We start from the raw sequence: 11352 nt of genomic DNA on the forward strand, positions 1-11352 counted from the left end.
TCCCCAATTTCTGCGGACAACTTTTGGGATAAGTTTTAATCAATTTTGTACGCCTTGGCTCACATTCATTCAGGTATTTTGCGTCTATACCGATGACCTTCAATTTTCTATGATGAACACATAGAGAGCAGGATGCTCCAGATAACAATAAGAAATCGTAGCAATGGAATATGCAGGTACGACAGGAGTTATACCAACGCATCAAATACGTAAAAAAGCCCAACAGGATGTTGGGCTTTTTTATGTCTTGAATTTGGATTTCGTATAAGAGATTTTATGTTAAATAAGGCAGTTTCATTTTCATTGTCTGTATTTCCAGCAAACGATTTTAAACACGACAAGCTAAGTCGTTGATGAGTTGCATATCTCAAAAAATCTGATATCCTGGCAAAAAACAGGATAAGTTGTTGAGTTATGAACGCACCCGAAAATTTTTTACCTATTGAAGCCACACTTATACGTGAAAAGAGACATCGTTTAGGGCTTACTCAGCTAGAGTTAGCCTGTTTGTTAGAGCTTAAAGAAAATGGTGAACGGACAATAAGAGGATGGGAGCTAGGAGAACATAAGCCTTCAAAATCGAAGCTAGCCAAAATTTTAGAGCTTCATGAAGAAGCTCCTTTTAGAAATGAGAATAAGGATAGTTGGTTCAGTTTTATTGATCTTTTTGCTGGAATAGGTGGCATACGGATGCCTTTCCAGCAGTTAGGTGGAAAATGTGTATTTAGTTCTGAATGGGATAAGTTTGCTCAAAGAACTTATGCTGCAAACTACGGTGAAGTTCCATCTGGAGATATTACGCAAATCTCTGCTAAAGATATTCCTGATCATGACATTCTGATGGGAGGATTCCCCTGTCAAACTTTTTCTCAAGCTGGGTTGAAAAAAGGTTTTGATGATACTAGAGGTACTATGTTCTTTGAAATCCAAAGGATTTTGGGAGAGAAAAGACCAAAGGTTTTCTTACTTGAAAATGTTAAACAATTAAAAGGTCATGATAAAGGACAAACGTTAAGAACAATTTTAAATATCTTAACTGGAAAAAGTGATCAGGCTTTAGATGATGTTCCTATGTCTCAAGATGCTAGAAATGCATTAAGTAAAAAACTTAACTATTGGGTAGATTTCAGAGTATTAAGAGCAGCTGATTTTGGTATTCCTCAAAATCGTGAGCGAATTTTTATTGTAGGTTTTGACAAAGATTATTTCGGTGAAGATTTCGATTTTGAACAAGTATTTAAATGGCCGGTTCCTAGCTGTGAGCCTACAAGAGTTGGTGATATTTTAGAACCTCAAGAAGTTTTAGATTCTCAAGAAGATAGATACACTATTTCAGATAAATTATGGGCTGGGCATCAACGTCGTAAGGAAGAACACAAAACAAAAGGTAATGGATTTGGTTGTTCTGTTTATACAGCAGATAGTGCTTATACGAATACGCTTAGTGCCCGATATTATAAAGATGGTTCTGAAATACTGATTGATCAGAGTCATTTAGGTAAGAATCCAAGGAAACTTACTCCTCGTGAATGTGCGAGATTACAAGGTTTTCCTGATGAATTTATTGTTGATGCAGTATCACAAGGACAGATTTACAAACAATTTGGAAATTCAGTCTGTGTGAAAGTGATAGAAGCGATTGCGAAACAAATTATTGAGGTTCTTGCTTATAAGACGAATAAGTAAAAAAAGGGCCTTTAGGCCCTTTTTTTTATGGATAAGTTCTGCGAATTAGAGAATTCCAATAACTATTATTTGCTCTCCATTGAGCATACGGTCTTGGATTTGTTTCATACATTCCTGAATCGTAAAAAACTACTCCAGTCTTGACTAAATAAATCCAATCTTCAAAAGTAATAGGATCCCCGAAACATATTTGATTATAGACCCCAAGAGCATCTGTTTTACATGTGAACCATCCCTTTTGATTAAACTTATCATTAACTTTTTTAGCTAACTTTATGGCATCCCATCTTGCTATCACTATTGAGCCATTTCGATAAATTTCTGGAACAATCGTCTCTTTGTGAGGTCTAAGATCTCTTTGATAGTTGTAAACAATTTCAATATCGTTATTTGGATTAACTAATAGAATACAGCCAAAATCATTCCATTGATCAATCTTAGGAATAGGCTTTCCTGACCAGGAAAGCCGGTTATCTCTTTCGATATTTGGTTGACCCCAGATAGGAAGAAAATGAGTATTCCTACGTTGTACAGCAGTGATACCTTTTTCCCTTGGAATAATTTCCTTATCATTGAAAATAAAATAATTAGGACTCCAATCGCCAAATGTTGTTTTGGAGGTCGTCTGGTTCTTCATTTCAAAACCTAATAAATCAGGAGCATTGGATGCATTTGGTTTAATTCCCATCTGTTTTTCTAACCAATGCCCTTTACTTCCGTCATGATTTAAGTTCATTCCAATAGTGTTAGCTTGTTTTCCATGAACGTTTTCCATAAAAATTTGAACTATTTTTTGTTCGTTAGTCATTTATCTAATCTCTAAATTTAACTATTTGAGATTAAATATAAAAAATATAATTTTGTAAAAGCGAATAGGTCTATATGTATTTTAATTATGCTTGCACTTTATTTTTAATGCTTGCATTATGTAAGCATTGTTTAAGAGTGCAAGCATGGTTATGAAAGATGAAAAAAAATCCAAAGCTGGACAAGCTAGAGCTGAAAGTTTGACACCCATTCGAAGAAAAGAAATTGCTAGAGAAGCAGCTTTGAAAAGATGGGGAAATAAGGCTACTCATACAGGGGAACTGAAGATAGGAGAAATTAATATTCTTTGTCATGTCCTAGAAAATGGGACAAGGGTTATATCCGGTAATGCGATTCAAAGATCTTTGGGCTATCCTAAAAATGCTTCTGGTATGACATGGAAAAACTTTGTAGATGCCAAACTACTAGATTTTCTTTCAGATGAAACAAAAGATAAATTAGAGAATCCCATAAAATTTGATCGAGTTGGGAAAGGTGGATCGGTACCTGATACGCATGGTTATGATGCATCTGTATTAATAGATATATGTGATGCTATTTTATCTGCTGCAAAAGTAGAAAATCTTTTAACTAAGTCTCAACAAGTTCAGGCCAAATTTGCTGAAATTTTAATTAGGTCTGTAGCAAAAGTAGGACTTGTTGCTTTAATTGATGAAGCAACGGGATATCAAGAGGTACGTGATAAAAAAGCACTCCAAGCTATCTTAGATAAGTATTTAGCTAAGGAGTTGGCTGCTTGGGCTAAAAGGTTTCCAGATGATTTTTATAAGGAAATGTTTAGGCTAAGGGGGTGGAAATTTGATCCCAATTCAGTTGCAAGACCTGGAGTAGTTGGTAGATACACATTGGATTTAATATACGAGAGATTAGCTCCTGGCCTTCTTGAAGAATTAGAAACAAGAAATCCTAGAAATAGTTCAGGGAATCGTACTCGCAAGCATCATCAATGGTTGTCTTCAGATGTTGGTCACCCAGCATTATCCCAACATTTGCATTCAGTAATCGGTTTTATGAAATTGGCAGATAATTGGGAACAATTAATGGCGATGGTTGATAAAGTCTATCCAAAAAAAGGTACTCAAATTGAACTTTTATATGAGGATTAAGAGAGACTTAAGTTAAGATTGTCTACAATTAACATAATACACGTTATGCGAAATGCGTTATAATTCTCTTTAGAAATCAGTGCTGTAGTTTCTAGTTGATAGCCCAATCGAGCCCGTTTGGGCTTTTTTTATGATTTTTCACTTTCCACGCTTAATAAATGAACAATGTTCCACGGTTTTGTGTAGCCCTGGTTAACCATTCGGCAAGAAAAAACGGCTCAGGAAGCCACGTTTTTTAGGTTCCGGTTCAATATGCTCAGGTACTGGGATTCGCTTATTTTCTTTTTTAACCGGAGTAGTCAATCCGTCATGTTTCGTGTCATTAGTGCTTGGTGTTGGCTGTACTTGAGCAGCCGTTTGTGGCTGCTCTTGATCGGTAAACGTAGTGGTATTGGCTTGTGGGGGCTTCATCTCAATGAGTGTAAGAAGCGTATCAATACGAGCATTCGCTTTGGCTTCCCTATCTTCGGCTTTCTCTAATTGTTTTTTCAAGAAATCGATTTGATTTTTAAGTTCTACAACTGTTTTATCAGTGTATTCGGATGTATTTTGGTTTTGTATTGAAGACGTATCGATACGTTTTACTTGTTTTGATCCAAATGGTTCCCCATAAACCCTAAGTAATTCTGAGAAGTCTATAAAGCCATCATGATCACGACTTAATACCCCGTTTTTTATGTCTTTATAGAGTGTAGCTCTAGATTTTTTATACAGAGTTGCAGCATCACTAACACTGTATTTTGTAGCTGTATTCATAGTGTATTGCTGTGTATTTTAAAAATGTCTTGGAGAATACAATATGTGTATTTTTCAATACACTCAAGGTTTAAAGCCCAAGTTCTTTAAATGTGGAATGAATTGTTTTTGTTGTGTTGGATCTCTGAGCATCTCTTTGATTTTTGAAGCTAGTGCTTCATAACTTTCATTTCCAACAGCCAAATAAGATAGTTCTGGTAAACGAGAAAGTTGATTGCCAAACATATTGATTTGAGCATCTGTCAGCTTATAAAAATCTTTTGCTGTATCTGCACCCTGGTGGCTAATGCTTTTAGTCTTTTCTTTAAAAGAAAACAGAATATGAGTAACTTTACGTCCTGTTTTCTTCTGTTCATACGTAACTTTCAAAGGACTGTATTCATTTATTTGATCTACTGCCGTATCAATTACTCGTTTTTTAAAATCTGCGAATAATGGATACTTCTTACCAAGCTCTAACATTATTCTTAAGCTATCGACAGATATCTCACGTTTACCTATTTGGCGGTATTGCACAAGTAACTCATAAATGCGGATAGCATATGCACTATTGATTCCCGCAATATCTGAGAGCGCATATTTAGTAAATTCTCTGCTTAAATTAGAGATGAAAGGAAGAATCGGTTTTGAAAACCGAATGCCAATAATACTTTGACTATCTAAAAATTGAATTTCTTGAACCCATCGCATCTTTATAGATTTGTCGTCAATATTAAGGTTAATAGACCTTTCATATAGTCTATTAATACCTTCTTTTAGATCCCTGTATGCAGTTTTCTCATGTACGCCTAAAAGCTGTAATTCACTAACACTTACAGGATAGAGTTCATCATCGGTAATAGGTTGATTTTTTGGAATGCGTGAGATTGCAGCTAAGACAATTCGTTGTTCTATGGCACTTAATTGATACGATGCCTCTATAACTTGATTTGATTTTACAACGTGATTTTTATTCAAAACGAATCCATTGATTTTTTTAATATATGACAAATATATACTTGTCATAGTTAGTAGTCAATCCGTCATAGTTTAGTAGTCAATCCGTCATAGTTAGTAGTCAATCCGTCATAGTTAGTAGTCAATCCGTCATAGTTAAACTTTGTGATCCTTTATAGATAAGCCTTACAGATGACTTAAAAGATTTAAAAGATTTAAAAATAATTAAAAAATAACATTTGAAAAATTGCCCTTGGTTTTCGCTTCGCTCATGAATTTTTTATGCTCGCTACGCTCGGTCTAGAAGCAAAAAATGACAGCTGATTAACTAAATTTGAGAATTCAGATGATGAAAAATTGTTTTTCAGAGGGTCGAGGCGCAACTTTTCATTGTTCGCTCGTAGACACTCGCTCTGAAATGATGATTAGAAGCAAAAAATAGGGGGTATTTTCAATTTTTTCACTGATGACCAAGTTTCCTATATTCAAGGTCTAAATGCGCTTAAAACGCAAATGAGCGCAATATGGAAAGCAGTTTATTAGGGTCATGCTCAGGACCTCAAACTCAGTTATTTATGTGTGATGAGGGACACACAGATTTTTAATTTAATTCAGCAGAATCAGCTGCATCAGGTGTTTTAAGTGACCTACCTTCACTTTAACCATTTTGTAAAAGTCGAGTTAAAAGACTTTGATTTCACTTGTTTTCTCAAGGTTCTGTGAATTTCTGGATACGATGCCACTCGTATCTGATTTTCTAGGTCGATTTTTTATGAATGTGGTTTGAGGGATTAGACCGCCAAGTCTATGAAGTCGCCAAACTTCAACCTCAAACCACAATCTTCCAATTCTCTTACACACTCCAACTTAATGGCGTGTCCTTTCGTTACTCATTTCAACGCTTGCCTTTCACTCGAATCAAAATGCTACCTTCACCATTACAGTGAAGCTCTACTAAGTCACTCTCCCACAGTTATATTTTCGGATGTTGCCTCCGACTGGATAAAAAGCTCTTCAAATTAAAGAGAAATTCTTAAACAGTACGGCATCTTCATCAAACATAACTGCTTCCCAAGTTAGTATTTCAACAGTTATTTTCAGTGACCTGAAAAATGGCAGAACCCGTGCCGATCTCCTGCATATCACACCTACATTCCTATGTCCCCTGATCGCAGTTCCAAGTCTTATCAGGTTTATACAATGTGATATGCAATCAACAACCATCCACGTTCACGCCTTACCCATATCGACATCCGCAGCTTGTGCCACGTTGCCGACCTTACAGGCTTGAGCTATCCATTGATCTCGACAGCAAAACAGAATGTCATCCGACAAATTCACTGTTTCACCTAAAATCGAGTACCGATTGCGCCAGCTTTCGCCTTGCAACCCTGACACCTCACGATGCCCTCAAAAGCCCACCTGTGGGTACAACTTACGCCCTTGTCATTCTTTTTGTTTTTGACTTGAAGCGTCTAGTTGCCAGCTATTAACGAGGTTACTCATTCCTTAAGTCCTCTGACTGTCTGTTTTATACAGGGTTTCGGTCTTTTTGACCTAGGTGGGACATTACTCCCACCGCCACGTCACCGTGGTCCCGTTTCCTTGTCGCCCAACTGACCCACTCCTGGAAGTGGGGTGTTCATTCATAAAATGAGTGAACAGGTAGAAAGGAGGAATCGCACCCCCTAGCCCCTAGTGTAGCCGCGCCAGCTAGAGTTTCCTCACGCACGCAGCTTCACCACTAAAGCTTCTCAAAGATTGGCAGTCCTCAAGAAGGGGGAGTGTGTTTGATTCATGGGTAGACAACCCAGGAACCAAACAAAAGAGAATTGGCTCATGGATTGGCAGTCCACGCAAAAAATCAAAGACCTTAAAAAACCTTATATTCGATCAAAATGTGATCGTCAAGGCCCAGAGCAGGAACTGCTATTTATAGAATCACCAAAGGTGGTTAACTGCTGTCAGCAAAATTCAAAAAAATACCATTTTTTGTATTTTTCGAAATAACTTTATGGAATTTATTAAAAATATCTTTTATAAATCTCTTATAGAATCACTTTAAAAAATAAATTTAAGGATCATAAAAAGATGATTTATTACAGCTACAATTCGACGGATTTTACAAAAAATGTTATGGGACTGATGACGAATGAATATGATTTAGTTTCTGAAAAATTCACTTTTAATGTTGATGATGCCCAGGGAATGATTAAGAAATGGATTGATCGTTATCATCTATTGGATACGGCTCAACAAACCTATCGTAGAAGATTGAATATAGAACCTGTTTTTAGTTTAGTCCTCAATTTTAAATATGAATTTTTACGGGGAATTACTGAGGATGAACGTTGGAAGAAATTTGCAAATGGTGAACCTATTTTTTTAGAAAAAGTTGATGCTTATTTGTTTTGTCGCACCAGTGATGCTTTCTTATTTGATGAAAAAACTCAAAAAGTTTTAAGCAAAAAAGACAAACAAGATCTCGTGAAAATTAACCGTAAAATTTTTGAGATCTGTCCAAGTGCAGAGCCTTTCAGATATATTGGTGCTATTGATCCAATAGTAATGGGCAAATATGAACTAGTACGCCTGACTAAGCCAAAAAAAAGTATTAAGCAACTTCAGGCAAATAATTGGACTAATGAAAAGCATGCCACAGATTGGACATGGCGACTGACAGATAAGGCTTATAACGAACAGTTGGAACAAGGGAAACGGATCGTTTTACGATTCCAAAATCTTATTGAGAAGAAAGCTAGCCTAGATGACAAAAAAGCCTACTTTGAGCGTCATTTCAGGGCTTTAGAAGGATATCTTGGTTATCGAGGTGTACGTCAGCAAATAGGGAACCTGTATCATCTAGAAAAAAGACTTTTTCAGGATAAATATAATCAACCTTGGTTTGATCATGGAGCGAGAACTTTGAAGCTTTCGTATATGAAAAAACTTAAAAATAAAATTCCGAATAATACTCTCTATGAGGAAGCTCAAAAGCACTATCAAAAGATATTGTTAAGTTACTTAAATAAAGAATATGAGCGTTGGAATAAGCAGAAGTCCGAAAAATGAGCATGAATCAGATGTCTAGACAAGCGAAAGACCCATCAATCTGGCCTTTGGCATAACGTGTATTATGTTAATTTTAGGAAAAATTAAGATTACTTTTAAAAATTAAAAGCTTAAAATCCCCTCGATATTTTGGGGTTAGATGTGAATGCATAACAAAAACTTTCGATACGATATTAATGGATTAAGAGCATATGCTGTTATCCTTGTCGTTCTCTTTCATTTTGGTATTATAGGATTTGCAGCAGGATTTATCGGTGTTGATATTTTCTTTGTAATATCAGGTTTTTTAATGACTAGTATTGTTATTAAAAGCTTAGATAAAGGAAATTTTTCGCTTTTAAAATTCTACCTAGCCCGTGGTATACGTATTGTTCCAGCCCTTTTTGTAGTCAGTACGATAGTACTTATTTTAGGGTGGTTTCTTGTACTTCCAACAGATTATAAGGCATTAGCCAAGCACACTCTTTCAAGTATCAACTTTTTTTCAAATATTGTGTATTGGAGAGAGTCTGGCTACTTCGATACTGACTCACATAATAAAGCTTTGCTCCATACATGGTCTCTATCTGTTGAATGGCAATTTTATTTAGTTTTCCCAATTATTGTTGCTTTACTTTATAAAATAAAAAAATCTAGAAATTTTCTACTCACATTTTTTATTTTAGGAACAATCATTTCTTTAATATTATCAATCATTATTACTGCAAAAAATCCATCAGCTGGCTTCTTTCTATTACCAACTAGAGCTTGGGAAATGCTAGCTGGAGGATTGATTTTCTTTATTCCTAAAGAAAAAGTTCCATATAAAAAACCTTTAGAGTTCATTGGTTTTTTTCTAATAGCTATTAGCTGTTATATTTTCTCAACTGACACATTATGGCCTAGCTATAATGCTATTCTACCAGTTCTAGGTGCTTTTCTTATTCTTTTAGCACATCAACAAAATTCTATTTTTACAAAAGGATCTGTTTTCCAATGGTTAGGTAATAATTCATATTCAATTTACCTTTGGCATTGGCCGATCGTCTTTTTCTTACATTATTTTTATAAAAATGATGACTATATATTTATTACAGCAGGGATAATTTTATCTATCATTCTAGGATGGCTTTCTTATACGTATATTGAGAATCCAACTCGTAAAAAATTATCAAATTTATCAATAGTTAAAGCTTATTTTCTTTGGTTTTTATCTATTTCAATTCTTAGCTTAATTTCAATTATGATATTTAAATTTGATGGTGTTAAAAACCGTTTTTCTAATGAAATTAATAATATTAGTAATACCATCAATGATATTAACCCAAGAAGAGATGAATGCCTTGGTAAACAGGATGACTCTCAACTTAAAAAATGTACCTATGGTGATGGACCATTGTCTCTAATAGTCGTTGGCGACAGCCATGCAAGTGCTATGTTAAATGGTGTTATTAATGCTCTACCTAATAATACATCTTTAATTTCATTTACTATTAGTGGTTGCCCTACAGTTAAAAATTTAAAAAAGACTAATATGCCTGAATATTCTTGTGGCGAAAGAGTAAAAGATATTATTAATGATATAAAAACGAACTACTCGACTGATATTCCAATCCTAGTAATTAATAGAGCTAATGCCATTTTTCAAGGTGAACCAGAAAATGATAAAAGTAATCAACCTATTCGATATATAAACACTCCATCTCTTGTATTTGATGAGGAATATTATGCACAAATGAGAAATGCCTATGTTGATACATTAAAAGATTTATCTGCATCTCATAAAGTATATATTACAAGGCCAACTCCAGAAGCTAAAAAAGAAATTTCCAACCTTGCAGCGAAAATTTTTAAGTATCATTTACCTACTCAAGATTTAACCATTACTTGGAATGAATACTACGAAAGAAGTAAACAAGCTTGGAAAGCCCAAGATATGGCAGCACAATCAACTAAAAATATTCAAATAATTGATTTATCTAGAGAGTTTTGTGATAACGAAACATGCTACTTTACCCAAAATAATTTACCTTTATTTTATGATGACGATCATATGAGTTGGACTGCATCTCTAAAATTAGCCCCTATATTTAAAAAAGAAATTTTTGATAAATAACAAGTAAAGGACCACTAACGTGGTCCTTTTTATTTAATTATTTAACATAAAATCTCTTATGCGAAGTCGACTTGTAAGCCCAAAACAGAAACCAGCCTACACCAAAGTTAAAGCTTTAAAAATTGACATAAAAACTAAGCTTTAAAATCATTGTTTAAAACAAATAGTCAAAATAACCTAAGGTTTAATTTTATGTTTTATATACTTTTTCTTTTAGTTTGGTGATACTAGGATCAAAATGATCTAACATTAGTGCATAAAAATGAAAAATCTTGAAGTACTAATAGCACAAGCTCTACATTCATATGAATTGGAACATATAGAACAATCAATAAGCAAAAACATTAACGATGCTATCTTGAAGATATTGGTCGACGATGGACCTTTTGAAAAAATTGATTGTTATTTGTATTCAAAAAAAGATCCTAAAAAAATTCTAAAAAGCTCCATACATTATGTAATTGCTCTATTAGAAAGAGCGAAGTATAGAGTACAGAAAGCTCAGCGAGATAATCTGAGTCCTTTGCATATCTGCTTATACGTGATTAAGAAAATTGAGGGGTTTATCGAATACTTAAATACTAAATTTTAAGTGTGAAAACTCTCTTATTTAACATAATAGAGCTTATGCGAAATGAAATCAAAATAATGATTTAAAATCAATAACTTAAAAATTTTCACCCACCCTGAAAAACAGCAAAAAATCGACTTTGAAACATATCGGTTTCTTTTTGAGCAAATTTGTCATTTTTCGCCAATAAAATTGATTAAAAAGTGATCAAAAACCGCAATTCCCTATAAGATATATGCCTTTTAAGATCAAATTCATCCCCAATTTCTGCGGACAACTTTTGGGATAAGTTTTAATCAATT

Annotated in this window: 9 protein-coding genes; 5 read left to right on the forward strand and 4 right to left on the reverse strand. The window is 34.4% G+C overall.

The annotated features are described in order from the left end of the window. Positions 1–414: 414 nt before the first annotated feature. Positions 415–1686 carry a DNA cytosine methyltransferase gene (locus AC1M9F_RS14220; protein WP_481598084.1) on the forward strand — a complete coding sequence of 424 codons (1272 nt, stop codon included), beginning with the start codon at positions 415–417 and terminating at the stop codon, positions 1684–1686. Positions 1687–1711: 25 nt separating this feature from the next. Here the strand turns inward: AC1M9F_RS14220 and AC1M9F_RS14225 are convergent, their stop codons facing one another. Beyond that, entirely contained in the window at positions 1712–2494 is a 783-nt protein-coding gene (locus tag AC1M9F_RS14225) for an LlaMI family restriction endonuclease (protein WP_481598085.1), read from the reverse strand. A gap of 145 nt (positions 2495–2639) precedes the next feature. Here AC1M9F_RS14225 and AC1M9F_RS14230 point away from each other — a divergent pair, with 145 nt between their 5' ends. Further along, the gene (locus AC1M9F_RS14230) at positions 2640–3620 is read left to right on the forward strand and encodes a P63C domain-containing protein (RefSeq protein ID WP_481598086.1); all 981 of its coding nucleotides are present in this window, start codon (positions 2640–2642) and stop codon (positions 3618–3620) included. A gap of 192 nt (positions 3621–3812) precedes the next feature. Here the strand turns inward: AC1M9F_RS14230 and AC1M9F_RS14235 are convergent, their stop codons facing one another. The 3 genes from AC1M9F_RS14235 to AC1M9F_RS14245 form a co-directional block, all read right to left on the reverse strand. After that, positions 3813–4376 carry a plasmid replication DNA-binding protein gene (locus AC1M9F_RS14235; RefSeq protein ID WP_481598087.1) on the reverse strand — a complete coding sequence of 188 codons (564 nt, stop codon included), beginning with the start codon at positions 4374–4376 and terminating at the stop codon, positions 3813–3815. Between the two features lie 63 nt (positions 4377–4439). Next, positions 4440–5333, reverse strand: coding sequence for a replication initiation protein RepM (repM, locus tag AC1M9F_RS14240; protein WP_481598088.1), 894 nt, complete (start codon positions 5331–5333; stop codon positions 4440–4442). 1209 nt (positions 5334–6542) lie between these two features. Beyond that, positions 6543–6710: a hypothetical protein gene (locus AC1M9F_RS14245; RefSeq protein ID WP_272363441.1), complete on the reverse strand. Its 168-nt coding sequence runs from the start codon at positions 6708–6710 to the stop codon at positions 6543–6545. 693 nt (positions 6711–7403) lie between these two features. Here AC1M9F_RS14245 and AC1M9F_RS14250 point away from each other — a divergent pair. From AC1M9F_RS14250 to AC1M9F_RS14260, 3 genes are all read left to right on the forward strand, one after another. Then, a complete protein-coding gene (locus tag AC1M9F_RS14250) occupies positions 7404–8384 on the forward strand; it encodes a hypothetical protein (protein WP_481598089.1) in 981 nt (326 codons plus the stop codon). A 145-nt stretch (positions 8385–8529) separates the two neighbouring features. Next, positions 8530–10479, forward strand: a complete 1950-nt coding sequence (locus tag AC1M9F_RS14255) for an acyltransferase family protein (RefSeq protein ID WP_180066877.1) — start codon at positions 8530–8532, stop codon at positions 10477–10479. A gap of 262 nt (positions 10480–10741) precedes the next feature. Next, positions 10742–11071 carry a hypothetical protein gene (locus tag AC1M9F_RS14260; protein WP_481598090.1) on the forward strand — a complete coding sequence of 110 codons (330 nt, stop codon included), beginning with the start codon at positions 10742–10744 and terminating at the stop codon, positions 11069–11071. Positions 11072–11352: the final 281 nt, after the last annotated feature.

The sequence above is a fragment of the Acinetobacter sp. ANC_7504 genome (genome assembly GCF_056779995.1).